At 68.3% G+C, this 25,121-nt stretch carries 22 protein-coding genes; 14 read left to right on the top strand and 8 right to left on the bottom strand.

Translation table 11 applies throughout. The annotated features are described in order from the left end of the window. Window positions 1–69: 69 nt before the first annotated feature. On the bottom strand, window positions 70–1,119 hold the full coding sequence (zapE, locus tag E3T24_RS01100) for a cell division protein ZapE (RefSeq protein ID WP_134366733.1): 1,050 nt from the start codon (window positions 1,117–1,119) through the stop codon (window positions 70–72). 176 nt (window positions 1,120–1,295) lie between these two features. On the opposite strand from zapE, the gene E3T24_RS01095 reads away from it, so the two are divergent. From E3T24_RS01095 to E3T24_RS01085, 3 genes are all read left to right on the top strand, one after another. Continuing rightward, window positions 1,296–2,198, top strand: a complete 903-nt coding sequence (locus E3T24_RS01095) for a sulfurtransferase (protein WP_134404288.1) — start codon at window positions 1,296–1,298, stop codon at window positions 2,196–2,198. Between the two features lie 342 nt (window positions 2,199–2,540). Further along, a complete protein-coding gene (locus E3T24_RS01090) occupies window positions 2,541–2,975 on the top strand; it encodes a SufE family protein (RefSeq protein WP_134366735.1) in 435 nt (144 codons plus the stop codon). After that, window positions 2,972–3,727: a dihydrofolate reductase family protein gene (locus tag E3T24_RS01085; RefSeq protein WP_241978580.1), complete on the top strand. Its 756-nt coding sequence runs from the start codon at window positions 2,972–2,974 to the stop codon at window positions 3,725–3,727. Before E3T24_RS01090 ends, E3T24_RS01085 begins: the two co-directional genes overlap by 4 nt. Here the strand turns inward: E3T24_RS01085 and E3T24_RS01080 are convergent. Then, window positions 3,648–4,880, bottom strand: coding sequence for an alpha/beta fold hydrolase (locus tag E3T24_RS01080; protein ID WP_134366736.1), 1,233 nt, complete (start codon window positions 4,878–4,880; stop codon window positions 3,648–3,650). The two genes, E3T24_RS01085 and E3T24_RS01080, sit on opposite strands and share 80 nt — an antisense overlap. Window positions 4,881–4,943: 63 nt before the next feature. On the opposite strand from E3T24_RS01080, the gene E3T24_RS01075 reads away from it, so the two are divergent. The 4 genes from E3T24_RS01075 to E3T24_RS01060 all read left to right on the top strand — a co-directional run bounded on the left by E3T24_RS01075 (window position 4,944) and on the right by E3T24_RS01060 (window position 10,164). Then, the gene (locus tag E3T24_RS01075; RefSeq protein WP_134403141.1) at window positions 4,944–5,534 is read left to right on the top strand and encodes a DUF3000 domain-containing protein; all 591 of its coding nucleotides are present in this window, start codon (window positions 4,944–4,946) and stop codon (window positions 5,532–5,534) included. Beyond that, window positions 5,527–6,723, top strand: coding sequence for an HRDC domain-containing protein (locus E3T24_RS01070; protein ID WP_134434197.1), 1,197 nt, complete (start codon window positions 5,527–5,529; stop codon window positions 6,721–6,723). Before E3T24_RS01075 ends, E3T24_RS01070 begins: the two co-directional genes overlap by 8 nt. Window positions 6,724–6,799: 76 nt before the next feature. Then, on the top strand, window positions 6,800–8,005 hold the full coding sequence (locus tag E3T24_RS01065; RefSeq protein ID WP_134366739.1) for a thiolase family protein: 1,206 nt from the start codon (window positions 6,800–6,802) through the stop codon (window positions 8,003–8,005). Next, complete coding sequence (locus E3T24_RS01060) at window positions 8,002–10,164, top strand: 3-hydroxyacyl-CoA dehydrogenase NAD-binding domain-containing protein (protein WP_134366740.1); 2,163 nt, start codon at window positions 8,002–8,004, stop codon at window positions 10,162–10,164. The genes E3T24_RS01065 and E3T24_RS01060 overlap by 4 nt, the downstream gene beginning before the upstream one ends. 125 nt (window positions 10,165–10,289) lie before the next feature. Here E3T24_RS01060 and dxs read toward each other — a convergent pair whose 3' ends face one another. From dxs to dut, 5 genes are all read right to left on the bottom strand, one after another. Further along, a complete protein-coding gene (gene dxs, locus E3T24_RS01055) occupies window positions 10,290–12,245 on the bottom strand; it encodes a 1-deoxy-D-xylulose-5-phosphate synthase (protein WP_134366741.1) in 1,956 nt (651 codons plus the stop codon). Between the two features lie 119 nt (window positions 12,246–12,364). Further along, window positions 12,365–15,214: an aconitate hydratase AcnA gene (gene acnA / locus E3T24_RS01050; RefSeq protein ID WP_134410229.1), complete on the bottom strand. Its 2,850-nt coding sequence runs from the start codon at window positions 15,212–15,214 to the stop codon at window positions 12,365–12,367. 198 nt (window positions 15,215–15,412) lie between these two features. Next, window positions 15,413–16,216: a DUF3159 domain-containing protein gene (locus E3T24_RS01045; RefSeq protein ID WP_134366743.1), complete on the bottom strand. Its 804-nt coding sequence runs from the start codon at window positions 16,214–16,216 to the stop codon at window positions 15,413–15,415. Window positions 16,217–16,227: 11 nt separating this feature from the next. Continuing rightward, window positions 16,228–16,848 carry a DUF3710 domain-containing protein gene (locus E3T24_RS01040; protein WP_134366758.1) on the bottom strand — a complete coding sequence of 207 codons (621 nt, stop codon included), beginning with the start codon at window positions 16,846–16,848 and terminating at the stop codon, window positions 16,228–16,230. Window positions 16,849–16,853: 5 nt separating this feature from the next. Further along, the gene (dut, locus tag E3T24_RS01035; protein ID WP_134366744.1) at window positions 16,854–17,327 is read right to left on the bottom strand and encodes a dUTP diphosphatase; all 474 of its coding nucleotides are present in this window, start codon (window positions 17,325–17,327) and stop codon (window positions 16,854–16,856) included. Between the two features lie 38 nt (window positions 17,328–17,365). Between dut and E3T24_RS01030 the strand changes: the two genes are divergently transcribed. Beyond that, on the top strand, window positions 17,366–17,821 hold the full coding sequence (locus E3T24_RS01030) for a DUF3093 domain-containing protein (RefSeq protein WP_134366745.1): 456 nt from the start codon (window positions 17,366–17,368) through the stop codon (window positions 17,819–17,821). A 6-nt stretch (window positions 17,822–17,827) separates the two neighbouring features. Here the strand turns inward: E3T24_RS01030 and E3T24_RS01025 are convergent, their stop codons facing one another. After that, a complete protein-coding gene (locus E3T24_RS01025; protein WP_134363594.1) occupies window positions 17,828–18,121 on the bottom strand; it encodes a DUF4193 domain-containing protein in 294 nt (97 codons plus the stop codon). 197 nt (window positions 18,122–18,318) lie between these two features. Here E3T24_RS01025 and sepH point away from each other — a divergent pair, with 197 nt between their 5' ends. The 6 genes from sepH (at window position 18,319) to E3T24_RS00995 (ending at window position 25,022) form a co-directional block, all read left to right on the top strand. Then, window positions 18,319–19,587 (top strand): septation protein SepH, encoded by a 1,269-nt coding sequence (sepH, locus tag E3T24_RS01020; protein WP_134366746.1) that lies wholly within the window; start codon window positions 18,319–18,321, stop codon window positions 19,585–19,587. 36 nt (window positions 19,588–19,623) lie between these two features. Next, window positions 19,624–20,766 (top strand): winged helix DNA-binding domain-containing protein, encoded by a 1,143-nt coding sequence (locus tag E3T24_RS01015; protein WP_134434196.1) that lies wholly within the window; start codon window positions 19,624–19,626, stop codon window positions 20,764–20,766. A 58-nt stretch (window positions 20,767–20,824) separates the two neighbouring features. Further along, entirely contained in the window at window positions 20,825–21,808 is a 984-nt protein-coding gene (locus E3T24_RS01010; protein WP_241976149.1) for an FUSC family protein, read from the top strand. Window positions 21,809–21,939: 131 nt separating this feature from the next. Then, entirely contained in the window at window positions 21,940–24,393 is a 2,454-nt protein-coding gene (locus E3T24_RS01005) for a hypothetical protein (RefSeq protein ID WP_134434195.1), read from the top strand. Next, the gene (locus tag E3T24_RS01000) at window positions 24,362–24,571 is read left to right on the top strand and encodes a hypothetical protein (protein WP_134366750.1); all 210 of its coding nucleotides are present in this window, start codon (window positions 24,362–24,364) and stop codon (window positions 24,569–24,571) included. Before E3T24_RS01005 ends, E3T24_RS01000 begins: the two co-directional genes overlap by 32 nt. Before the next feature lie 196 nt (window positions 24,572–24,767). Continuing rightward, window positions 24,768–25,022, top strand: a complete 255-nt coding sequence (locus E3T24_RS00995) for a hypothetical protein (protein ID WP_134366751.1) — start codon at window positions 24,768–24,770, stop codon at window positions 25,020–25,022. Window positions 25,023–25,121: the final 99 nt, after the last annotated feature.

Below are 25,121 nucleotides of genomic sequence, written 5' to 3'. Positions count from 1 at the left end.
CCGCGTTACGCGCCGTGCGACGGTGTTAACATCGCGTTTCCCGCCAGACGGCCACCGGGCCGGCCCGGGTCAGTCGTGCGGCGGAAGCTCTCCCGTGGTCAGCGCCACCAGGCGCGACTGGGACCGCTGGTACTTCTTGCGATAGCCGCCGGAGAGCATTTCCTGGTCGAAGACCTCGTTCAGGGGCTGTCCGTTGGCGATGATCGGAATCTCCGCGTCGTAAACGCGGTCGATGAAGGCCACCAGGCGCAGCGCATCCGTCTGATCGGTCAGCAGGTAGACGTCGGACAGGGCAATGACGTCGATTCCGTGGATCATCTTGATGTACTTCGACGGATGCACCGTGCTGAGATGACGGATCAACGCGCCGAAATCGTCCAGGGTCACCGCGGAGCCGCGTTCGACCAGCGCCGGCACCATCTGGTCCAGCTCGTCCCGGCTCACGGCGATGGCATGGCCCTCGATGTCACGGCGGCGATAGTCCAGCCCGTCGATGCGCACGATTTCGAAATTGGCGGACATCGCCTGGATCTCGCGCAGGAAATCGATCGCCGCGAATCGGCCCTCGCCGAGGGAGTTCGGCGGCGTGTTGGAGGTGGCCGCGACCCGGGTGCCCGAGGCGACGAGCTCGCCCAGCAGCCGGGTCATCAGCATCGTGTCGCCCGGGTCGTCGAGTTCGAACTCGTCGATGCAGATCAGTCTGGCGCCGGACAGCTGCTTGACGGTCGCCGCGTAGCCGAGGGCCCCGACCAGCGCGGTGTACTCGATGAAGGTGCCGAAGTATTTGGGGCCGGGTGCAGCGTGCCAGAGCGCGGCGAGGAGGTGGGTCTTGCCCACACCGAACCCGCCGTCCAGGTAGATCCCCGGGAGTTCGGGCTTGGCCTTGCGGGTGCGGGAGAAGAACCCGCTGGGCCGCTGGGGCAGCCAGGCCCCCGCGAACGTGTTCAGGCGTTCGACCGCCTCGAGCTGCGACGGGAAATTCAGGTCCGGACGGTACGACTCGAAGGAGGCGTGCTCGAACTGGGGCGGCGGCACGAGCTCCGCCACGATCTCCGACCCGGTGATGCTCGGAGAGCGGTCAGCCAAACGGTGCACCTGACGGAGGGCGTGTGGAGCCATGCTGGAATACCCGTTTTCTGGTCGGATTCGTCACGGTCGGAGCGTCGGCGTCGAAGTACTGCGGCGCGAATGCGATCACAACCCATACCGCGTAGATTCGAACGCGGGCCGCTGACCAGCCTAAACCGCGCTCAATCCATTCCGGTGTCTTCGGACGCTCGCCAGGAGGTTTCCCCATGCCCGTTGATCTCGATCCGGCACCGAAGTTCGCTGCCTACGCCCATCCCGAGCGGCTGGTGAGCACGGAGTGGCTGCAGGCCCACCTCGGCAGTCCCGGCCTGGTCGTCGTGGAGTCCGACGAAGACGTGCTGCTCTACGAAACCGGACACATCCCGGGCGCCGTCAAGATCGACTGGCACACCGACCTCAACGACTCCGTTGAGCGTGATTTCGTGGGCAGCGAGGCCTTCGCCGCGATTCTCGGCGGCAAGGGAATCTCCCGCGATACGACCGTGGTCATCTACGGCGACAAGAGCAACTGGTGGGCGGCCTACGCCCTGTGGGTGTTCACCCTCTTCGGACACGAGGACGTGCGCCTCCTCGACGGCGGACGTGAGAAATGGATCGCGGAGGAACGCGGACTGACCCGCGACCGTCCGGTCATCACTCCCGCGGAGTACCCGGTGGTGGAGCGCAACGACGCGCCCATCCGCGCCTTCCGTGACGACGTCCTCGCGCACTTCGGCAACCCCCTGATCGACGTGCGCTCCCCCGAGGAGTACACCGGCGAACGCACCCACATGCCCGACTACGCCGAGGAAGGCGCCCTCCGCGGCGGCCACATCCCGTCGGCGGCATCCGTGCCCTGGGCCCGCGCCGCGGCCCCGGACGCCACATTCCGGGCTCGGAGCGAACTGGACGAGATCTACCGCAGCGAGGCCGGCCTCACCGACGGCGACCACATCATCGCGTACTGCCGGATCGGGGAGCGGTCCAGCCACACCTGGTTCGTCCTGACGCACCTGCTCGGATTCGAGGGCGTGCGCAACTACGACGGATCCTGGACCGAGTGGGGCAATGCCGTGCACGTGCCGATCGCCGTGGGCGCCGAGCCGGGCGCGGCCCCCGCCCCGCGCTAGGAGCTGAACCCGCCGGAGCCGACGGGCGATTGCGCGGTCCACGCACAGTCGGACCCGCCGCGCCCAGGTGGGGCCGCCGTTCCACAGCGGAGCGGACTATCCGGCGTAGAACCAATTCGACGGAGATCTTGTCCTAAAACAGTGATTTACGGAGCTTCCGGGCCGATACGGGCAAAATCTCCGTCGAATTCGTTCAGGGAAGCCGGCTCCCAGACTGTGACGGAAGCGACGGGTCCGCCCTGGGAGACCTACCTCGACGGCACGGAAGTCGCCGAACCCCGCACCCTCGTGTACCTCCCCGCCCGGCCCCGCTGAATCGGGCGCATGGCAGACTTGTCTTCGATGACTTCCACCGAACTGCCTGAGAAACTGGCCGAGATCCGCGACGACTTCCTCGCACTCGAGGAGCAGGACCGCCTGCTGCTGCTGCTCGAATTCGCCGATGCGCTGCCGGCGCTGCCCAAACGGTATGAGGAACACCCCGACCTGCTCGAACGCGTCGTGGAGTGCCAGTCCCCCGTGTTCATGTTCGTCGAGGTGGAGGATGACGCGGTGCACCTGTACGCCACGGCACCCCGGGAGTCCCCGACGACCCGAGGCTTCGCGTCGATCCTGGCCCAGGGGCTGTCGGGTCTGAGCCGGGCGGAAGTGCTCTTGGTTCCAGACGACTACCCGAGTTCGATCGGCCTGACGAAGGCCGTATCGCCCCTGCGGATCCGCGGCATGACCGCCATGCTCGCCCGCACCAAGCGGCGACTGCGTGAGGACCCTGCGTGACCCTGACCCGGGTCTTCCCGGAGCCCCGCGCGGCCGAGGACATCGCCCGCGCGGTCGACGGGCTCGACCCCGCGGGCCGCGACTGGCTGCTGGCACGCTACGCGCCTGAAACGGATGCCTACCTCCGAGTCAATATGATCGGCAGTTTGAACGGCAGCGTCGCCGGCGCGGACGGGACCTCGGAGTCCCTCTCGAGCAAGCAGGACCGCCGCATCCTCGGCGTGATCCGGGAATTGTCCGACGTCGTCCTGGTCGGCGCGGGCAGCGTGCGGGCGGAAGGCTACGTCGTGCCGGCCCGGGCTGCCCTCGCCGTCGTCACGTCCACCGGAAACCTCGGCGGGCACCGACTCCACGCCTCAGCCACCACGTCGGTCCGGCCGGTGTACATCCTCTGCCCCCGCTCCGCGGTCGGCCGGGTGGAGGCCGTCGACGGGACGAACCGCGCCACCATCGTTGTGGTCGACGACGTGGACGGGCTCCTTCGCCCGGCCGCCATCGTTGACGCCCTGCACTCCCGAGGCCTCACCCGGATCGTGTGCGAGGGAGGGCCCGTCCTGGCTGGGCGTCTGTTCGCCGCAGACCTCGTCGACGAACTCTGCCTGTCCACCAGCCCCCAGATCGTGCTCGGCAGCCGCGCGCTGCTCGAGTCGGATCAGGCCGTTACGAGCCGTTTCAGCCTTCGGCAGCTCCTGCTGGACGATCAGGGTGCGACGTACGCCCGGTGGGAGAGATCTCGCCCAACCAGTTCGTGATCGCCTGATTCCACCCCTCGCGGTCGTAATTCCACAATTTCGTGTGCCGGGCGACGGCGAAGGGCAAGAACGTCACGATGTCGGGGCGCCGCTCCGCCAGGGCCCGGGAACCGGTCGCCGGCACGTATCCGTCGTCATCGCTGTGCATCAGCAGCACCGGCAGGTCCAGCTCGGCTGCGCGGGTCACGAAGTCCAGCCGGGCGAAGTCGATCGGGCCGGCCTGGCCCGTGACCAGGCCGCCCCAACGCCGGCCGAGAACCTCCAGGGCCCCGCTGGCGACAACGGCGGGCAGCCCGAGGGTGCCGCCCTGAAACCGGGCGACGTCGGCCCAGTCGATGACGGGCGAATCGAGCACGATGCCCACCACCAGGTGGCGCAGCATCGATCGAGTCGCGGCCTGCAACACGATGGCGCCTCCCATCGACCAGCCCATCAGCACGATCTCGGTGGCGCCCCGGCCCGCGGCGAACGCGATCGCCGCCTCGATGTCGAGCCATTCCGTGTCGCCCAGGGAGTACCGGCCGTCCGCGCTGCCGGGTGCCTCCCCGTCATTGCGGTACGAGACCAGAAGAGAGGTGTAGCCGAGGGATCGGAACACCGGCACCGCGCGAAGCGTCTCCTGGCGCTGAACGCCACGACCGTGCACCTGGATCACCCAGCGACCGTCCGGCTCGGGCGGAACCACCAGCCAGGCCGGCGCCTCACCCGCGCCGGTGGGAACGCTCACGTCTTCGAACTCGACGCCGAGGTCCCACGGGCCGAGGAAGGAGTACCCGGCCAGCCGGCCTCGCACGGCCGCCGCGAGATCACCGTAGTCGACGCGCAGGATGCGCCGGGTCACCCGATCGGACGTCTGCCGCAGGATCTCCCCCACGTGGGCGTGGCCGCTGCTGGCCGAGAACCAGAAGCTGTAGTCCCCGCGAAGAACGGAGTCCGGAGTCGACTGCAACGCGATGGTCCCGGCCGCGAGGTCGACGGCGTACACGCGCACATCCTCGTCGCTCTTCGTCGACGGCGTGACGATCCGGCGGGCCATCACGGCCATCAGGGCGCTGATTCCAACGCCGGCTGCGACGCCGACGCCCGCGACGATCAACCCGGCGGTCGCGATGACCTTCACCGCACTTTCGGCCCGCCCGTGTGCTGCTCGCATAGCTCTTGCCCCTGCCCGGCGTGCCTCGCAGACACCGCCCGGAAAAAACTCTAGTCTGCACACGTGCCCGAAACACAGGAAACGCTCCCCCCGGAGTTTGCCGCTGCCCTGACGTCGATTCGTCGCGCACGCATCCGGGCGGAACTCGTGGTGAACGAGATCACGGCCCCGGGAAGCCTGGCCCCACACGCGGTGGCATTCTCGGCCGACGTCACGCCGGCCCGCCACGGCGGCAACTCGGACCTGGGCACCGGTCGCTTCATCCTGCTGTACGACCCGGAGGAACCCGAGGCCTGGGGCGGACCCTTCCGTGTGGTCTGTTTTGCGCAGGCTCCCCTGGAGACGGACATCGGCCTGGACCCGTTCCTGGCCGAGGTCGCCTGGGCGTGGCTAGTCGATGCACTGGCCGCCCACGGAGCTCGGTATTCCGCGGCATCAGGCACGGCGACTAAGATTATTTCGTCAGGCTTCGGCGAACTTGCCAGGCAGGGCGATGGTGCGCAGATCGAACTGCGCGCCTCGTGGACGCCGCTGGACCACAATCTCGCCGCCCACGTCGAAGGATGGGGCGAGCTGCTCTGCATGCTCGCAGGCCTTCCCCCCACTGGCGAAGGAGTCAGCATGTTGTCCACACGCCGAACCGGTCGTGGCTGATCACACAGTGATCGACACGCGGGATGCCTACTTGACGGCGACCGCAGCCATTCGCGGCGGCACCGGACCGATCGGCATCGATGCCGAGCGCGCCTCCGGGTTCACGTACTCCCAGCGTGCCTACCTGATCCAGATCTTCCGCAGGGGTGCCGGCACCTTCCTGTTCGACCCGCCCGCGATCGGCGACTTCCGCGAACTCAACGAGGCCCTCGGCGGCGAGGAATGGATTTTCCACGCCGCGAGCCAGGACCTCGCCTGCCTGCGCGAGGTCGGCCTCGACCCGAAGCGCATCTTCGACACCGAGCTGGCCGCGCGCCTATTGGGCATTCCGAGGGTCGGTCTCGGCACAGTCGTTGAAGAGCTGCTCGGCATCCACCTGGCCAAGGAACATTCCGCCGCCAACTGGTCGACCCGGCCGCTGCCGGAAGCCTGGTTGGTGTACGGCGCGCTCGACGTCGAGTTGCTCCCCGATCTGCGTGACCGCATGACCGAGATGCTCGAAACGGACCTGAAAACCGACATCGCCGCCCAGGAATTCGCCGCCGTGCTCGCCCGCGAGGTCAAAGCCGTCAGCCCCGAACCCTGGCGGCGGCTCTCCGGCGTGCACTCGATCCGCGGCCAGCGAGGCCTTGCTGTGGCCCGCGAGCTCTGGCTCGCCCGCGACCGTCTGGCCCAGGAGCTCGACATCTCCCCCGGCCGGCTCGTACCGGACGCATCCCTGACCGCCGCCGCACGCGCGATGCCCGCGTCCAAACAGGCCCTCGCCGACCTCCGGGAGTTCAGCGGTCGTGCCAGCCGAAGCGAACTCGATCGCTGGTGGGGCGCCATCCTCGAGGGGGTGGCCTCGACCGACCTGCCCTCCCTGCGCGGCAACGCGGACCTGCTCCCGCCGCCGCGCGCCTGGGCCGATCGCAATCCGGAGGCCGACCTGCGCTACAAGGCCGCCCGCACTGCCCTGACCGAGGTCTCGGAACAGCTGGCGATCCCCCTCGAAAACCTGATCACGCCCGACTACGTGCGCCGGGTGGCCTGGACGACGCCCGAGACCATCGACCCCGAATCCATCGGTGAGGCGCTCGGGAGGCTGGGCGCCCGCGCCTGGCAGATTGACGTGACTGCACAACGGATCGCCGATGCCTTTGTCGAAGTCCACCAAACGATCGAGGTCCCCCCGGAAACGGATTCGTAGAAACCGTCCAAGGATTCGACCCCCCTTCTGCTCCCCCTTAGGATCGACCGACACCTGATCGATTGATGGAGGCAAAGTGGCCGATAGAGCAGAAGTCGTGTTTGTGGACGGGGTTCGCACCCCGTTCGGACGCGCCGGCGAAAAGGGCATGTACTGGAACACCCGGGCGGATGATCTCGTGGTCAAGGCCATGATCGGGCTGCTTGAACGCAACCCGTCGGTCCCCGGGGAACGGATCGACGAGGTGGCGATCGCCGCCACCACCCAGACCGGCGACCAGGGACTCACCCTCGGCCGCACGGCGGCACTTCTCTCCGGACTGCCGAAGTCGGTACCCGGGTTCGCCATCGACCGGATGTGCGCGGGCGCCATGACCGCCGTCACCACCCTTGGCGCGGGAATCGGCTTCGGCGCCTACGACCTGGCCATCGCCGGCGGCGTCGAGCACATGGGTCGCCACCCGATGGGTTCCGGAGCAGACCCGAATCCGCGCTTCCTGCTCGAGCGGCTCGTCAGCGAAGACGCCCTCAACATGGGCGCCACGGCCGAGCGGCTCCATGACCGGTTCCCGTCGTACACCAAGGAGCGGTCCGACCGGTTCGCCCTGCGCAGCCAGCAGAAGGTCGCCGCAGCCTACGCCGCCGACAAGATCCAGCCCGACCTGGTGTCGGTGGCGATCCGGAGCGACGCCGGGTGGGGTCTCGCGACCCAGGACGAGGCTCCCCGCCCCGAGACTACGCTGGAGGGCCTCGCGTCCCTCAAGACCCCGTTCCGCCCCCACGGACGGGTCACGGCCGGCAACGCATCCGGGCTCAACGACGGCGCCAGCGCCTGCCTGCTCGCCAGCGGCAAGGCCGCCAAGGACCTCGGCCTGACCGTCAAGATGAAAATGGTCAGCTTCGCCTTCGCCGGCGTCGAACCGGAAGTCATGGGCCTCGGCCCCGTCCCCTCCACCGAGAAGGCGCTGCGCAAGGCAGGCCTGAGCATCACCGACATCGGCCTGTTCGAGCTCAACGAGGCCTTCGCCGTTCAGGTCATCTCGTTCCTCGACCACTTCGGCATCGACGACGAGGACCCGCGGGTGAACGAGTACGGCGGCGCGATCGCCATCGGACACCCGCTCGCCTCCTCCGGCGTGCGCCTGATGAACCAGCTCGCACGCCAGTTCAGCGAGCACCCGGAGGTCCGCTACGGTCTGACGGCCATGTGCATCGGCCTCGGCCAGGGCGGCACCGTGATTTGGGAGAACCCGAACTTCAACCGGAAGGCAAGCAAGCGATGAGCAACTATTCAGAACTCGATTTCACCCCGCTGGTCGAGCTGTCGGCCGATGAGGTCGTCACCCACTCCTACGTGCGGGATGTCCCACTGTCCGGGGGCAGGACCCTGGCGCTCGTCACGCTCGACAACGGCAGGGACCACACCCGTCCGAACACCCTCGGCCCGGTCACCCTGCTCGAGTTCGGCATGACGATGGACCTGCTCCGGGAGCGTGCCGCCCTCGGCGACATCCACGGTGTGGCCGTCACCGGCAAGCCGTTCTACCTCGCCGCCGGCGCCGACCTGAGCAAGGTCAGCGAGATCCCGTCGCTCGCGACGGGCAAGCTGCTGGCCCAGCTGGGCCATTACGCGCTGGGCAAGCAGGCCGAACTGGGCGTTCCCTCCTTCGTGTTCATCAACGGGATGGCCCTGGGAGGCGGGCTCGAAATCGCCCTGAACGCCGACTTCCGCACCGTCGACGCCACCGCTCCGGCGATCGGGCTGCCCGAGGTCTCACTCGGGCTGATCCCGGGTTGGGGCGGCTCGTACCTGCTGCCCAACCTGATCGGCATCGAGAACGCGCTCAAGGTGATCATCGAAAATCCGCTCAAGCACCGCGTGCTCAAGGCCGCGGATGCCCTCGAGCTCGGCATCGCCGACGTGCAGTTCGACTCGGCCATGTTCCTCGAACAGTCCATCAAATGGGCCGACGGGGTCATCTCCGGCACCATCAAGGTCGCCCGGCCCAACCTGCCCGGCAAGGTCGAGCGGCTCGTGAAATGGGACGTCGCCGTCGGCATCGCGCGCAAGATGCTCGAGAGCCGCATCGGCACCGTCGCACGGTCGCCCTACATCGCCCTCGATCTCGTCAAGGCAGCCAAGAGCGGCACCCGCCAGGAGGGATTCGAACGCGAGGACGATTCCCTCGCCGAGCTCATCGCCGGCGACCAGCTGCAGGCCAGCATCTACGCCTTCAACCTGGTGCAGAAGCGGGCCAAGCGGCCGGCCGGAGCTCCGGACAAGGCCCTCGCCCGCCCGATCAAGAAGGTGGGCGTCATCGGCGCCGGGCTGATGGCCAGCCAGTTCGCCTTGCTCTTCGTGCGTCGGCTGCGGGTGCCTGTAGTCATCACCGACCTCGACCAGGCCAGGGTCGACAAGGGTGTGGCCTACATCCACGGCGAGATCCTCGCCCTCGAGACCAAGAAGCGCATCTCCTCCGACGAGGCGAACCGGCTCCGCGCCCTGGTCACCGGCACCACGGACAAGGCTCAGTTCGCCGACGCCGACTGGGTGATCGAGGCCGTGTTCGAGGAGCTCGGCGTGAAGCAGGACGTCTTCGCGGAGATCGAGAAGCACATCTCCCCCGACGCGATCCTGGCCACCAACACCTCGTCGCTCTCGGTCGAACAGATCGGTGCGAAGCTGGCCCACCCGGAACGCCTGGTCGGCTTCCACTTCTTCAACCCGGTGGCCGTCATGCCGCTGATCGAGGTAGTGAACACACCCGAGACCAACGACGTCACCCTGTCGACGGCGATGGTCGTCGCGGCCAAGCTCCGCAAGAACGCGGTCATCACCCGGGACACCCCCGGGTTCGTGGTCAACCGGCTGCTGGCTAAGCTGCTCGGCGAGGCCATGCACGCCGTCGACACCGGCACCTCGTTCGAGGTCGTCGACGGGTCCCTGGCCAAGTTCGGGATGCCGATGACCCCGTTCGAGCTGCTCGAACTCGTTGGCCTCAAGGTCGGCGCCCACGTGCTGGACACCCACCACGCCGCCTTCCCCGACCGGTTCTTCGAGAGCGAGAACCTGCACCGGCTGGCCGAGCACGGCACCGTCATCGAGCGGGACGCCAAGGGCAAGGCCAAGGGCTTCGACAAGGGCGCGATCAAGATCGTCGCGGGCGGAACCGCCCCTATGACCGGCGAGCAGATCCTGCGCCGGGTCGAGGACGGCCTCGCGGACGAGATCAAGCGGATGCTGGACGACGGCGTCGTGCACGCGGCCGAGGACATCGACCTGTGCATGATCCTCGGCGCCAACTGGCCGTTCCAGATGGGCGGGGTGACCCCGTATCTCGACCGTGTCGGTGCGAGCGAGCGGGTCTTCGGCGGCACCTTCCACACGCCGCTGATTCGCGGCGTCGGGGCAGCCCCGGTGCAGTCCGCCGTCCGCGAGTAACCCGGCAGTCGCGGTTCACCGAGCCGTGAGCTTTACCGCTTTTCAGGCCGGAAAACCCCGCCGAACTCACGGTTCGGCGGGGTTTTTCGCGCTCCGGGGTCAGTCAGGACCGGGGGCAGCCGGGGTCAGTCCTGGCCGGCCCGGTTCGCGGGGATGCTGCCGCTGTCGGTACGATCTGACGGCAGAGCCCGGGCATGCGGGATCTTGCTGCCCAGGACCATTGCGACGACGTCGCGGGCGATGTGCTGGGGGGTGAGTCCCACCCGTTCGAGAATCTCGGCGCGCGTGCCGTGGTCGAGGAACTCGTCCGGCAGGCCGAGCTCGGTCACGGCCGTGTCCACGCCCGCCTCGCGCAGGTCCTGACGGATGCGCGTGCCGATGCCGCCGACCCGGATGCCGTCCTCGATGCTGACCACGATCCGGTGCTCCGCGGCCAGGGAGATGATGCTCCGGGGCACCGGCACGACCCAGCGCGGGTCGACAACCGTGGCGCCGATGCCCTGGGCCGCCAGCCGCTCCGCCACATCCAGGCCCATGGCCGCCATCGGGCCCACGGTGACGATCAGGACATCTTTCTGGGCCGTTTCAAGCAGCACGTCGACCCCGTCGTCCAGCCGCCGCACGGCGTCGAGGGGGGCGCTGACGCTCCCCTTCGGGAACCGCAGCACGGTGGGCGCATCGTCGACCGCGACGGCCTCCTCGAGCTCCTCGCACAGGCGAACCGAGTCGCGGGGCGCGGCGAGACGGATGCCCGGCACCACCTGCAGGATGGCCAGGTCCCAGATTCCGTGGTGGCTGGGACCGTCCGGTCCGGTGACCCCGGCCCGGTCGAGAACGAATGTCACGCCCGCCTGGTGCAGGGCGACATCCATCAGGACCTGGTCGAACGCCCGGTTGACGAACGTGGCATACAGGGCGACGACCGGGTGCAGGCCGCCGAACGCGAGCCCGGCGGCACTGGCCACGGCGTGCTGCTCCGCGATGCCCACGTCGTGCACCCGGGCGGGGAAACGCTCCGCCATCTTGTGCAGGCCCGTGGGGCGCAGCATCGCCGCGGTGATGCCGACGATCTTCGGCTGCAGGGTGGCCAGCCGCAGCAGCTCGTCGGCGAAGACGGACGTCCAGGACGGCGCGCTGGAGAATTCGGTGGATTCCCCCGTCTCCGGGTCGATCTGCCCGACCGCGTGGAACTGGTCCGCGACGTCCTGGACGGCCGGGTCGTAGCCCTTGCCCTTCTGGGTGATGGCGTGCACGATCACGGGCGCGCCGTAGCCCTTCGCTTGCCGCAGGGCCTCGATCATGGCCTGCAGGTCGTGGCCGTCGACCGGTCCGATGTACTTGATGTCGAGGTTCGAGTAGAGGGCCTCGTTGTTGGAGAACCGGGCCAGGAAGCCGTGCATGCCGCCGCGAACGCCGCGGAAGAACGCCCGCGCCGGCGCCCCCATCCGCTCGAAGGCCTGGCGGCTGGTCAGGTAGGCGCTGTGGTACGCCTGCCGGGTGCGCACCGTGTTGAGGAACCGCGCCATTCCGCCGATGGTGGGCGCGTACGAGCGCCCGTTGTCGTTGACGATGATGATCAGCCGGCGCGTGTTGTCGTCGCTGATGTTGTTGAGCGCCTCCCAGGTCATGCCGCCGGTGAGGGAACCGTCGCCGACGACGGCGATGACGTTGCGGTCGCTCTGCCCCGTCATCTCGAACGCGCGGGAGATGCCGTCGGCCCAGGAGAGGGAGCTGGACGCGTGCGAGCTCTCCACGATGTCGTGCACGGATTCCCGGCGCTGGGGGTAGCCGGCCAGGCCGCCGGACTGGCGCAGCCCGCTGAAGTCCTGGCGGCCGGTGAGCAGCTTGTGCACATAGGACTGGTGCCCGGTGTCGAAGACGATCGCGTCCCTGGGCGAGTCGAAGACCCGGTGCATGGCGATGGTCAGCTCGACGACGCCGAGGTTGGGCCCCAGATGGCCGCCGGTCTTCGAGATCTCGCGCACGAGGAATTCCCGCACCTCGGCCGCGAGCTGGACCAGTTCATCCTTCGAAAGACCGTCAAGGTCCCTGGGTCCGGAGATCGTGTCCAGCAGTGCCATCGTTAACACCTTTCGCGTTGCGCCATCCGCCGCCAAAAAAAAGAAACCGGCGCATAGATTCGGTCAGACCGAGTCTACGCGCCGGTTTCGAGAGCCAGCCGAAAGCCGACTCAGGGAGGCTACGCGACCAGCGAACGCAGCACGTACTGCAGGATGCCGCCGTTGCGGTAGTAGTCGGCCTCACCCGGGGTGTCGATGCGGACGACCGCGTCGAACTCGACCGTCGCTTTGCCGGCCGGCGACTGCTCGCTCGGCACGGCCGTGACGTGGACCGTCTTCGGGGTGGTGCCGTTGTTCAGCTCGTCGAGCCCGGTGATCGTGACGACCTCCGTGCCGTCCAGGCCGAGCGTCGCCCAGCTCTGCCCCGCGGGGAACTGCAGCGGAACGACGCCCATCCCGATCAGGTTGGAGCGGTGGATGCGCTCGAAGCTCTCCGTGATGACGGCCTTCACCCCGAGGAGGCTCGTGCCCTTGGCAGCCCAGTCACGAGACGAACCCGAGCCGTACTCCTTGCCGCCGAAGATGACCAGCGGCGTGCCCTGGGCCTGGTAGTTCTGGGCGGCGTCGTAGATGAACGCCTGCGGAGCCCCGTCGACGGTGAAGTCGCGGGTGTAGCCGCCCTCGACGCCGTCAAGCAGCTGGTTGCGCAGACGGATGTTCGCGAAGGTTCCGCGAATCATGATCTCGTGGTTGCCGCGGCGCGAGCCGTAGGAGTTGAAGTCCCCACGTTCGACGCCGTGCTCGAGCAGGTAGGCGCCGGCCGGGCTGTCCGCCTTGATCGAACCGGCGGGGCTGATGTGGTCGGTCGTGACCGAGTCACCCAGTTTGGCCAGAACGCGGGCGCCGACGATGTCGACCACCGGGGTGGTCTCCATGGTCATGCCCTCGAAGTACGGGGGCTTCCGCACATACGTGGACTCGGGGTCCCACTCGAAGACCTCGCTGTTCGGCGTCGGCAGGGAGCGCCAGCGCTCGTCGCCCTCGAAGACGCCGCCGTACTGCTTCGTGAACATGGCGGTGTCGATCGAGCTGTCGATCGTGGCCTGCACCTCGGCGGAGTCAGGCCAGATGTCCTTGAGGAACACCTCGTTGCCGTCTGAACCGGTGCCGAGGGAATCCTTCTCGAAGTCGAAGTTCATCGAACCCGCGAGGGCGTAGGCGATGACCAGCGGCGGGCTCGCCAGGTAGTTCATCTTGACGTCGGGGCTGATCCGGCCCTCGAAGTTGCGGTTGCCCGAGAGCACCGCGGTGACGGCGAGATCGTTCTCGTTGATCGCGGCCGTGACCTCGTCAATCAGCGGACCGGTGTTGCCGATGCAGACCGTGCAGCCGTAGCCGACGGTGTAGAAGCCGAGGGCCTCCAGGTCGCCGGTGAGGCCGGCCTTCTCGTAGTAGTCGGTGACGACCTTCGACCCCGGAGCCAGAGTGGTCTTGACCCACGGCTTGCTGGTCAGGCCCTTCTTGACCGCGTTGCGGGCGAGCAGGCCCGCGGCGAGCATGACGCTCGGGTTGGACGTGTTCGTGCACGACGTGATGGCCGCGACGGCGACCGCTCCGTGGTCGAGCGTGTAGCTCGCGCCGGCCTCCGTGGTGATGGCGACGGGGCGCGACACGCTGACCGGGGCGTGGCTCACGTGGCTGTGCGAGACCACGTGGTCGAGGTTCTCGTCCTCGGCGGTGAAACCGATCGGGTCCGAGGCCGGGAACGACGCTTCGACGGCAGCGTCCACCACGGTCAGATCCTGGGTCGCGTAGCTCTGGAGGTCCAGTTCGAACTGCGACTTCGCCTCACTGAGGATGACGCGGTCCTGCGGGCGCTTCGGGCCGGCGATCGACGGGACGACGGTGCCGAGGTCGAGCTCGAGGTACTCGCTGAAGGCGGGCTCCTTGTCGGCGTCGTGCCAGAGGCCCTGCAGCTTCGAGTAGGCCTCGACCAGCGCGACCTGCTCTTCGCTGCGACCGGTGAGGCGCAGGTAGTCCAGGGTGACGTCGTCGATCGGGAACATGGCGGCCGTCGAGCCGAACTCGGGGCTCATGTTTCCGATGGTGGCGCGGTTGGCCAGGGGCACCTGGGCGACGCCCGCACCGTAGAACTCGACGAACTTGCCGACGACGCCGTGCTTGCGCAGGATCTGGGTGATGGTGAGCACGACGTCCGTCGCGGTCACGCCGGTCGGGATGGAGCCGTTGAGCTTGAAACCGACCACCTTGGGGATGAGCATGGAGATCGACTGGCCGAGCATGGCGGCCTCGGCCTCGATGCCGCCCACGCCCCAGGCGAGCACGCCCAGGCCGTTGACCATGGTCGTGTGCGAGTCGGTGCCGACGCAGGTGTCGGGGTAGGCCTGCAGCACCTCGGTGCCTGCGGCATCCGTGACCGTGCGGGTCATGGTGACCCGGGCCAGGTACTCTAGGTTGACCTGGTGCACGATGCCGGTTCCCGGGGGCACGACCTTGAAGTCGTTGAACGCGGTCTGACCCCAGCGCAGGAACTGGTAGCGCTCGCCGTTGCGCTCGTACTCGATCTCGACGTTGCGCTCGAGGGCGTCGGCGGTGCCGAACAGGTCCGCGATGACGGAGTGGTCGATGACGAGCTCGGCCGGAGCGAGCGGGTTGATCTTCTTCGGGTCGCCGCCGAGTTCGGCGACGGCCTCACGCATGGTGGCGAGGTCGACGATGCAGGGAACACCGGTGAAGTCCTGCATCACCACGCGTCCGGGCGTGAACTGGATCTCGGTGTCGGGCTCCGCCGTGGGGACCCACTCGCCCAGGGCGCGGATATGCGCCTCGGTGATGTTGGCGCCGTCCTCGGTGCGGAGAAGATTCTCCAGAAGCACCTTCAGGCTGAACGGCAACTTCTCGTAGCCCTTGACCGCGTCGAGACGAAAGACCTCATAGTCCGTCGAACCGACACGCAGGGTGTCCTTGGCTCCAAAACTGTTCACTACCGCGTTATTCAGTGCAGACACGATGCCCTCTCCTTCGTGGAAACCGACGGAAAACCGCCCGCAATCCCCAATCCTGACGACCGGACGCCTGCCGCTGCCAGTAAGGGTTACCTAACCGGCAGTCCGCGCCCGGGCGATGCTCATCACCAAACTATCTTGACGTAGAGATAACTCTAGCGTCGTATCCGTCACGTGCGTGCCGTTTACCCCCGCGTGGCGTCACTTTTTCGCGTCGTCGTCCGCCGCGCGGTAGACCGATCGCACCATCAGCCACGAGATCACCAGAAGGGGCGCATACAGAGGGATGCCCATCAGGAGCTTCGCCGCGCCGAGCCACTCCACATTCCCGGAGAAGTACAGGGGAAGCTGCACAGCCAGGCGCACGGCGAAGAGTCCGGCCCAGCACAGGGTGAGGATCGTCAGGACACGGCGTTTGGACGCGTGGGCCCGCCACGACACCCCGTCCCCCATCAGGAACCCGACCGCCAGTCCCACCAGGGGCCAGCCGACCAGCGCCGAGATCAGCAGGGCCGCCCCGTAGGCGCCGTTGGTCCAGAAACCCGGAAGGTAGAAGTCCTCCGCTTTGCCGGTGAAGAGTGCCAGTACGGCGCTGACGATCAGGCCGACCAGTCCGCCGACGGCGGGCGTCACCGTCTGCCGCACGAGTCGCCGGGCAACGATGAAGGCCGCCCCGATCGCGACCGGGGCGATCAGTGCGGGGATGAGCTGACGGATGAAGGTGTAGGTGATCAGGAAGACGAGCCCGGGAATAACCGCTTCCACCAGCCCACGGATGCCGCCCATCGCCGCGAGCAGGGCGCGACCGCTGATCGGCTCGCCCTCGGCGGCCGGAGTGAAACCGGCCCGCCGCGCGGCCGCGGCCATGCCCTCGGCGAAGACAGCGGATGCCTCGGAACCGCCGGACGTGCCGTCGTTCCGCGCGGCGGGGGCGTCGGGTGCGGGGGTGTCCGGCGCAGGGGCCTCGGGTGCAGGGGCGTCGGGTTGTTCCGGTGCGTCCGTCATACGAGCGTCCCTCAGGCGTTGCCCGGCTCGGGCGCGCCAGCCGGGGTGGCCGGCATCCGCAGCGGAATGAGGTCACGGGGCGGCATCGGCGCCGACCCGCGCACGACGACGATGCTGCGGAACAGGTCTTCGATCTGGCTCGCGGCTTCGGCATTGACGGCGCCTTCCCCGGCGATCACGCCGCGGAGGAACCAGCGTGGGCCGTCGACGCCGATGAACCGGGCCAGCCGGCTCGTCTCGCCGGTGCCCAGTCCGGCGGCAACCGGGATCTCGGCCACGAGTTCGGGGCCGAACGGTCCCTCGCGCAGCGTCGTGGTGCCGCCCTGCTTGCCGATCTGGTCGGCGATCTGGTCGCGGATCTCGTTCCACAGGCCGCTGGAGCGCGGGGCGGCGAACGGCTGCACCTGCAGGGTGGACCCGGCGTAGTCGAGCCCGATGGCCACCACGCGCTTGCTGCCCTCTTCGATTTCGAGCCGGAGGTGGAGTCCCTCCCGGGGCAGGATCTTGACGCCACCGAGGTCGACGTAGGGCCGGACCGGGTTGGCCTCCACCTCGTCGAGCGGGCCCTCGGTCGCGCGGTCCTCCGGAGCTGACTTGGCCGTGGCTCCGGGGAATTCGTCCGAGTTCGCTATGTCGCTCACTGGTTGTCTCCTGACGTATCGGTTCCAGTGATGTGCTGGGTGAGGCCGGTCGAGCCGAATCCGCCTTCGCCGCGCTGACTGCCCGGAAGGCGGTCGACCGGGATGAAAGTGGCCCGGGATACCGGCACGACGATGAGCTGGGCGATGCGGTCGCCGACCGCGATCGTGTGCGGCTCGGCCAGATCGGTGTTCAGCAGCGCGACCTTGATCTCGCCGCGATAGCCGGCATCCACCGTGCCCGGCGCGTTGACGATGGTGATGCCGTGCTTGACGGCGAGTCCGCTGCGGGGAACGACGAAGGCCGCGTAGCCGTCGGGAAGGGCGATCGAGACGCCCGTGCCGACCAGGGCACGCTGACCGGGAGCCAGGACCAGGGCCTGGGAGGAATGAAGATCCGCTCCCGCATCACCCGGATGCGCGTAACTCGGGAGGACGGACGCGGTAATCAGGACTTCGACGCTTTCTGCCACGTGTCGAGGCTAGTGCAGAAGTCTGATCGAATAGAGCCATGCCTGAATATCGCGAAAAACTGTGGGCCCCTCCCGCGCCGTACCTTGCCACCGCACTGATCATCCCCGCGAGCATCCTCGTCTTCGCGCCGATATCCATGCTCGCCGGAATCCTCATCGCCATCGGTTTGTATGCCGCCTGCGTGGCCGGGTTGCTTCTCTCGGCGCCGGTGGTCGAAGTGCGCCAGGGCGAACTGTCCGCCGGCCGCGCGCGCATCTCGACCGATCTCCTCGGCGAGGCGCAGGCCTTCGACGGAGACGACGCCGTCCTGGAGCGCGGGCGCAACCTCAATGCGCGCGCCTGGCTGCTCATCCGCGGCTGGATCCGCCCCGTCGTGCGCATCCCCATCGTGGATGCCACCGATCCGGCGCCGTACTGGCTCGTGTCGACCCGCCACCCACAGAAATTGGCCGCCGCGATCAATGGATCACGACGGCCAGCGTCCAGCATCTAAGCGCGTTTAGGAGTCGCACTCCAGGCAAACCGGGCCGAGCTTGGTCTCGTGCGACATCTGCGAACGGTGCTTCACGAGGAAGCACTCGACGCAGGTGAACTCGTCGGCCTGCGGGGGCAGGACAACGACATCGAGGTCGAGGTCGGACAGATCGGCGCCGGGAAGGTCGAACCCACCGGGGTTGTCCGAGTCGTCGACATCTACGACACCGGACATCTTGTCGGGTACGCGCTCCTTGAGGGCCTCAATCGACTCAGAGTCGTCTTCGGTCTTCCGTGGTGCGTCGTAATCGGTTGCCATACCCATCCATTTCAGTTACGCCGAGAAACGATTTCGGCGGCCATAGTTTCCAACAATCCGGGCGGAATAGCAAACTACGCGCCGAGTCTTTTCTTCGGCACAGTTGTCAACTTGCGGCACGCCCGGCGTATTCCCCGAATATTCGGGTTTTACATGGCAGTCTTGGCTGCACTAGTGATCGCGAGAGGGCTTTCAACATGCAGGAATTGAAAGTTATTGGAGTCGAGAACGGTGCGCTGCTCGCAGCGTCAGAGGAGGGCGACCGTTTTCGGATCCCCATCGATGAAGTTCTCCAGTCCAGGCTTCGCCAAACCCAGACGGAATCCACGGCCGGCACGAAGCTGAGCCCGCGGGAAGTGCAGGCCCACATCAGGGCCGGCATGTCCGCGGAGGACGTGGCCACCGTGACGGGCGCCTCCATCGACTTCGTGCGCCGTTTCGAGGGCCCGGTCGTCGCCGAACGCGAGTACATCGTGTCCTGCGCGCTCGGAGTGCCCGTGCACACGGCCATCGACCCGGACCCGATCGAGGGCGGGGCGAATTTCGGCACCGTCATCCGGGAGCGCCTCGCGTCGCTCGGCGCCACGAATGAGCGCTGGGCCAGCTGGAAAGAGCCCGGCGCCGGCTGGATCGTGAAACTCGCGTTCACCGCCGACGACATCGACCACGACGCCCGCTGGGGCTTCGAACCGAAGAAGAACTCCCTCTCCCCCGTCGGCAACGAGGCCATCGCGCTCTCCCAGCAGGGCGAACTCAAGGGTGCCTTGATTCCCCGCCTGCGCGCGGTCGGCGCCGAGACGAGCCTGGCCGATGTGTCACGGTTCGACAGCGGCGCCTTCACCTTCAAGGAATCACTGGCCGACGAACTGCTCAACGACACCGCACCGCTCCTGGACCCGATTCCGTACTCCCGATCGGCCGGCACGACGGATGCCGTCTCCCGGGCGGCCATCAAGCGCGCCGACGAACCACCCCAGAGCATGAGCGAGACCGCGGACCTGTTGGAGTCCCTGCGCCGCCGCCGCGGCGAACGCGAAGCCGCGGCTTTCGAAAGCACCAACACCGAGAGCACGCTCAGCAACGGCGTGGGACAGGCCTCCGCCGCGGGGATCCATCTCGTGGACCAGACCGTCGACCGAACCGTCACCCCCGCCGCGGACTCGCCCGCTGCCGGCAACCGGTCCGCGTCTGCGCGCAACCTCTGGTCGACCCAGGCGGCCGCCGGCCAGGCGGCCACGAACCAGACCTCCCCCGGGGCGGCCTCGTCCGGATCGGCGCCGGCCGGAGTGACCCCCGCCGGATTGACCCCTGCCGGATTGACACCTGCCGGATTGAGCCCCGCCCGTTCGACCCCTGCCACACCGCCGGCCCGCTCCACCGGGGCCGCCGGAAAACGTGGACGCGCCTCCATGCCCAGCTGGGACGAGATCGTCTTCGGCGCCCGCACGGACGACGACCTGCCCTAACCGGCAGTCGCGGGGCATCCGTCGCATACTGGGCTCATGGCGACGCGAGCCTCCCGCACCGATGTCATCCGGATGCGTTTGGGATGCCACGGGCTCTCCGGGCCCGCACTCTCGAACCCCGGGGCGGTCGCTGGACGGATGCTGGCCGTGCAGGCCCAGGACTATCGGGCCGGCCTGTGGGCGATCGGTGTTCGGGTGCCCGGATCGACGGTCTCCGACGTCGCGCGGGCGATCGACACGGCGGTGCTCGTGCGCTCCTGGCCCCTGCGCGGCACCCTTCATTTCGTCCCCGCTCCTGACCTGCACTGGATGCTGGGCCTCAGCGCGCCCCAGGTGCTCGCCGGAATGCGCACGCGGCGAGCACAGCTCGGCCTCGACGACTCCGCGATCGAAGGCGCACGCACCGTTGCCCTCGACTCGCTCTCCGGCGGTCGCGAGTTGACGCGAGCGGGCTTCCTCGCGGCACTCGAAGCGCAGGGGATCTCCACCGGAGGCCAGCGCGGCTACCACCTGGTGGCGAACCTCGCCCTCACCGGGACTCTCTGCTGGGGCAGGCACACCGGTACGGCGCAAACACTCGTGCTCCTGGACGAGTGGGTGCCCTCACCCCGTCGGCTCGAGCACGACGAAGCCCTGGGAGAACTCACGACCCGCTACTTCCGTGGGCATGGCCCGGCCACGGCGAAGGATCTGGCCTGGTGGTCCCAGCTGACCCTGGCCGACATCCGGATCGGACTCGGGGTGGCGAGGAAGGACCTGATCGAAATCGATCTGGGCGGCGTGACCCATTTTCTGGCGGCCTCGGCCGAGGCCGGCCTTCCCGGTTCCGCGCCGCAGCGGCGCTCGACCGTGTTCGCCCTGCCCGGCTTCGACGAGTATCTGCTCGGGTACCGCGGTCGCAGTGTCGTTGTCCCCGACGACCGTTTTCCGCTCCTGGTTCCCGGTCGCAATGGCATCTTCCTGCCGCTGATCCTCTCCGACGGCCGGGTGGTCGGAACCTGGCGCACCGAGACCACGCCGCGAGGAGTCTGGGTCGAGGCTGCACCCTTCGAGACCATGACGCCGCGGCAATGGGCCGGCTTCGAGCGGGCGATCGATGACTATGCTCGGTTCTCCGGGCGGCCGGTGACCATCCGGCCCGGTCGCGGCGCCCCGGACCCGGTGGTTCCGCTAACCTGAGCACGTGAGGATTACTGCCCGGTTGCGATCCGAAAGCCGGATTCCCCTTCTCCAGGCCGTGAAGACATCCGTCGCCGTTGCGCTCGGCTGGATCCTGTCGCAGGCTCTCCTGCAGACCGAGTTGCCGATCTTCGCCGCGATCGCGGCCCTGCTGGTGGTGCAACCGAACATCAACCAGACCCTCGGCCGCGCGGTCGAACGCAGTCTCGGCGTCATCGGCGGAGTGCTCATCGCCTACGCCGTCGGCATCGCCTTTGGGGAGTCCAGCTGGATCGTGCTGGCGGCGATTATCTTCTGCATCATGCTCGCCTGGGCGCTGCGCCTGGCTCCGAGCTCGGCGAGCCAGATCCCGATCAGTGCCATGCTGGTGCTCTCGCTCGGGGCTTCCACGCCCGAGTACGCGCGGGACCGGATCATCGAGACCATCATCGGGGCCGCGGCCGCACTGGTCGTCAACGCCCTGATCGTGCCGCCCGTGCTCCTGAGCCCGGCACACGATGCCGTCGTGCGGCTGGGCCGCGAAGTCGCCGACACGCTCGACCGGATCGTGGACGCCCTTCGTTTTCCGCAGCAGGCCGGCCAGATCGAAGAGATGATGATCAAGGCCCGCCTGCTCCGCCCCATGCTGGAGAAGGCGGAGAAGGCGATCAAGCAGGCCGAGGAGAGCCTCACCCTCAATCCGCGGCACGGGGTGCACCGGCGGCTGCTGGACGTCGACGAGGAGTTCTACAACCGCTTGATGGCGCTGGTCACGCGCACCATCGGGATGACGCGCGCGCTCCGTGACCACTACGACCATTCGCTGCACCTGGAACCGACCGTGCTGGCGATCACCGTCGAACTCAGCCGGGCCGCCCACGACCTCCGGCTACTGGCCGAGCACGTCGACCACCCGGGTCAGACGCCGGTGAACCCGGTCGTGGAGCCGCCGGCCCTGACGGAGCCCCTGGTCATCTTCACGCCGCATCCGCAGCACTGGATCCTGATCGGGTCACTGATGGAGGACCTGCGCCGCGTGCGCGAGGAGATCAAGGGCGAGTAGCGGGCGCAACACCAGCCGCTGCCCCGGCCCGATCACCTATCGAATCCGCCTCACTGTCGCTAGGGTGACATCGCTACGGCGACACGGTCGGACCGTCGATCCGGTCGGCTGGCGCGAAGGGGGTCCCGGGCATGGTCGCGGAGCAGCAGCGCCGGGGCAGAGGCCGCGCCTTCAGCCTGATCCTCGCGAGCAAACTGAGGCCTCCCGCGGTCGCCGCCGGCTCGCTCCAGCGACCGCGGCTCCTCGAACAGCTGAACGGCGGCACCCCACTGACCGCAACGATCCTCGCCGCCCCGGCCGGCTACGGCAAAACCGTCCTGGCCTGCCAGTGGCTGGAGCAGACCCGGATGCCCTCCGCCTGGCTGTCCCTCGAGCCCGGCGACGGTGAACTCCCCCTCTTCCTGGGCTATCTCACCGCGGCCGTGCGGGCCGTCTTCCCCCGCGCATTGCCCCAAACCGAGAGCCGGGCGCCGCAGAGACTGACGGAGCGGGAGCTGACGACGCTCCTGCTCAATGAGCTGGAGGTGCTCCCGGCCCGCCTGGCGCTGGTCCTGGACGACTACCACCTGGTCGCGTCAGCGCCGGTGAACCGCCTCTTCGAGTCGATTCTGCGGCATCCGCCCCGCGGCCTTCATCCGGTCTTCCTGACCCGCTTCGATCCCCTCCTGTCCCTCGACGAGCTGCGACCGCACGGGGAACTGTCCGAAATCAGGGAGCGCGATCTGCGATTCACCCGGGAGAAGATCGAAGAGATGGTGACTCGCGAGCTGGGCGCGCCCGTGGACGCGGAACTCGCCGCGGCGGTCGAGGAGAAGACGGAGGGCTGGCCGGTCGGCCTGCGGCTCGGTCTCGCCGCCCGGCGGAACCGGGGTGACCCGGCCGCCCTGGCCTCGAGCGCGACCGGTCACTTCGATGACGAGCACATCCACCGCTTCCTGGCCTCAGAGGTGCTCACCGCCCAGCCCGCCCAGCTACGCCGGCCCCTCCTCATGATCTCGGTCGTCGACCGTTTCTGCGCCCCTCTGTGCGACGCGCTGCTCGCGGATGGGGACCCGGACGCCGTGCACCCCACGGGACGGGAGGTGCTCGACTGGCTGTCACGGCACAATCTGTTCATCTCCCGCCTGGGCGGCGCAGGCGAGTGGTACCGCTATCACCATTTCTTCCGGGGCCTCCTCCGCGCGCAACTCGAGCAGAGCCGGGCAACGGATGTGGCCGCGCTGCGCAGGCGGGCCGGGGCCTGGCTGGCGGGCAACGGGTTTCCCGACGAGGCGCTGGACCAGCTGCTCGCCGCCGATGACCTGCGCGGCGCGGCCGAGATCGTCGTGTCCCGCGGACAGCGCCTCCTCGACGAGGGCGACTGGCCCCGGCTCGGACGGCTGCTCACCCGGTTCCCCCGCGAGCAGGCCGACCGGGACCCTCGCATCCTCAGCCTGGAAACCTGGGCGCTGATGGGAGCGGGCGGCCAGGGCCGGGTCCTGGCTAGCGCGGTCGACCGAATCGACCAACTGCTCGCGTCCGGGCCCGCTGCCACGTTCCCCGGGCAGGAGGACTCGGACCTCGGCGGAAGTCAGGACGTGCTCCGGGGCTGCCTGGCTCTCGCTGCCGGTGACGCCCGCGACGCGCTTCGGCTGGCCGAACGGGGCCTGGCCTCGCTGCCGCGGACCCGGGAACGACAAACCGCCTTCGGCCGCGCGCTCCGCATCGTGTCTCTGCAGGCCACGGGAGATTACCCCGCCGCACTCACCGCGGCCGAAGACAGCAGCCTCGATCCCGTCCTCGGCGCCAATCGGTCAAGACCGTGGGAGTTGGGTCGTGCGCACGCCGCCTGGCTCGAGGTCGATCTCCGCACCGTGCGCGCGGGGGCCGAGAACCTCCTCACCCACGGGGAGGAGGACGGGCTGCCCGACCTGGCGGCCGCCGGGCGGTACCTGCTCGGGATCGAGCGTTACGCCCGGAACGATCTGGCCGGGGCGGAGGAGATTTTGGGTCCCCTCGTGGACGACCGTGCCGGCAGCGCGTCCATCCACCTCGTGCACGGCCTGGTCGCGCTCTGTTTCACCCGGCAGGCGCTCGGGCGATCGGCTGAGGCCTGGGTCCTGGCTGAGCGGCTCGCCGGTCTGGCCGCCGAACGGGGTGAGCCGTTCCTGCTCGGCTTCGCTCAGACCGCTCAGGCGGAATTGGATCTGCACCACGGCCGTGAGCCATCTTGCGTTCGTGGGGACGTACCGGGACGTGTCGTCCGCCGAAGGCGACTTCCAGGCCGTCAGAGACTTCTACGGCGCGGGGCCGGTCGACAGGGGACCCGTCGGCGTGGGCGACCGAATCCGCTCGTTCGATGCCGCCGTGATCGCCAAGAAGGGCGACGGCACCGCGAAGCTGTACATCAGGTCCGACACCGTTCCCGCTCGGGGCAGGTCGGTCGGCACGGGATGGGGTCTGGCCACCGGACTGGCCGTTGTCCTGCTGCCCGCGATCGGCATCGGCGCCGCCGGCTGGACTGCCTATTCCGGAGCCGGACTGTCCGCCATCGCCGGCCGGGTCGCGCGGGGAATGACTCGCGCCGATCTGCAGGACCTGGGTGAGCTCCTGGATTCCGGCTTCGCCGCCCTGATCGTCGTCGCCGCAGCCGGACTACGCGGGGCCATCGAACGGGCCATCGGGCACGCCGCCACCATCGCCGTCAGACCGGTGGCGGCCGACGAGGAACGCCCGGTCCGGGCCCTGGACGAGGTCAGGGCCGCGATCACGGCCACCGGCTGATCCCGCCGTGGCTACTCCCTCGAAGAACCCTTTGGGAGGTTCACAATCCGCCGCCCCCGGCCGAAGGTGAGAGCGCAATTCTCGACGCCGAACACTTCCGTTGGGCATGAACAAGGAGGGTACTCATGAGCAGATCAGACGCATATAAGAAGAGGCAACTGGGTGGGCAATCGGAGCGGCCGCCTTCGCGGCCTTCATGATGCTCATGCTGGGCAGCTGGTGGATCATCGGCGGAATCGTCGCCCTGGTGGACGACACTTTCTACGTGGCCACGGCGAACTACATCCTCCAGTTCGACACGACGTCCTGGGGCTGGATTCACCTGATCCTGGGCATCCTGACACTGCTCGCCGGGTTCGCCATCTTCACCGGAGCCGTCTGGGCTCGCACGATCGGCGTGATCCTGGCCTTAATTGGAACGCTGGAGGCATTCGCCTGGCTGCCGCATTAGCCGTACTGGGCGATTCTGCTGATCGTCGCGAGCGTCTCCGCAATCTGGGCCCTGACCGTTCACGGTCGTGACATCGCCGTCTAGGACCCCCGCCGAACC

Origin of the sequence: Cryobacterium sp. TmT2-59 (genome assembly GCF_004403545.1) — a bacterium.
GTDB lineage: Bacteria > Actinomycetota > Actinomycetes > Actinomycetales > Microbacteriaceae > Cryobacterium > Cryobacterium shii.
Note: the sequence above shows the minus strand (reverse complement) of the source record. Positions and strands in the feature narration are given on the sequence as shown.

Coding starts and splice junctions, on each gene's coding strand:
- E3T24_RS01080 (WP_134366736.1), bottom strand. CDS start 4,880: ATGCGAGCAGCACACGGGCGGGCCGAAAGTGCGGTGAAGGTCATCGCG.
- E3T24_RS01000 (WP_134366750.1), top strand. CDS start 24,362: ATGACTCGCGCCGATCTGCAGGACCTGGGTGAGCTCCTGGATTCCGGC.
- E3T24_RS01090 (WP_134366735.1), top strand. CDS start 2,541: ATGACTTCCACCGAACTGCCTGAGAAACTGGCCGAGATCCGCGACGAC.
- E3T24_RS01095 (WP_134404288.1), top strand. CDS start 1,296: ATGCCCGTTGATCTCGATCCGGCACCGAAGTTCGCTGCCTACGCCCAT.
- zapE (WP_134366733.1), bottom strand. CDS start 1,119: ATGGCTCCACACGCCCTCCGTCAGGTGCACCGTTTGGCTGACCGCTCT.
- E3T24_RS01025 (WP_134363594.1), bottom strand. CDS start 18,121: ATGGCAACCGATTACGACGCACCACGGAAGACCGAAGACGACTCTGAG.
- E3T24_RS01030 (WP_134366745.1), top strand. CDS start 17,366: ATGCCTGAATATCGCGAAAAACTGTGGGCCCCTCCCGCGCCGTACCTT.
- dxs (WP_134366741.1), bottom strand. CDS start 12,245: ATGGCACTGCTGGACACGATCTCCGGACCCAGGGACCTTGACGGTCTT.
- E3T24_RS01015 (WP_134434196.1), top strand. CDS start 19,624: ATGGCGACGCGAGCCTCCCGCACCGATGTCATCCGGATGCGTTTGGGA.
- E3T24_RS00995 (WP_134366751.1), top strand. CDS start 24,768: ATGATGCTCATGCTGGGCAGCTGGTGGATCATCGGCGGAATCGTCGCC.
- sepH (WP_134366746.1), top strand. CDS start 18,319: ATGCAGGAATTGAAAGTTATTGGAGTCGAGAACGGTGCGCTGCTCGCA.
- E3T24_RS01060 (WP_134366740.1), top strand. CDS start 8,002: ATGAGCAACTATTCAGAACTCGATTTCACCCCGCTGGTCGAGCTGTCG.
- E3T24_RS01045 (WP_134366743.1), bottom strand. CDS start 16,216: ATGACGGACGCACCGGAACAACCCGACGCCCCTGCACCCGAGGCCCCT.
- E3T24_RS01005 (WP_134434195.1), top strand. CDS start 21,940: ATGGTCGCGGAGCAGCAGCGCCGGGGCAGAGGCCGCGCCTTCAGCCTG.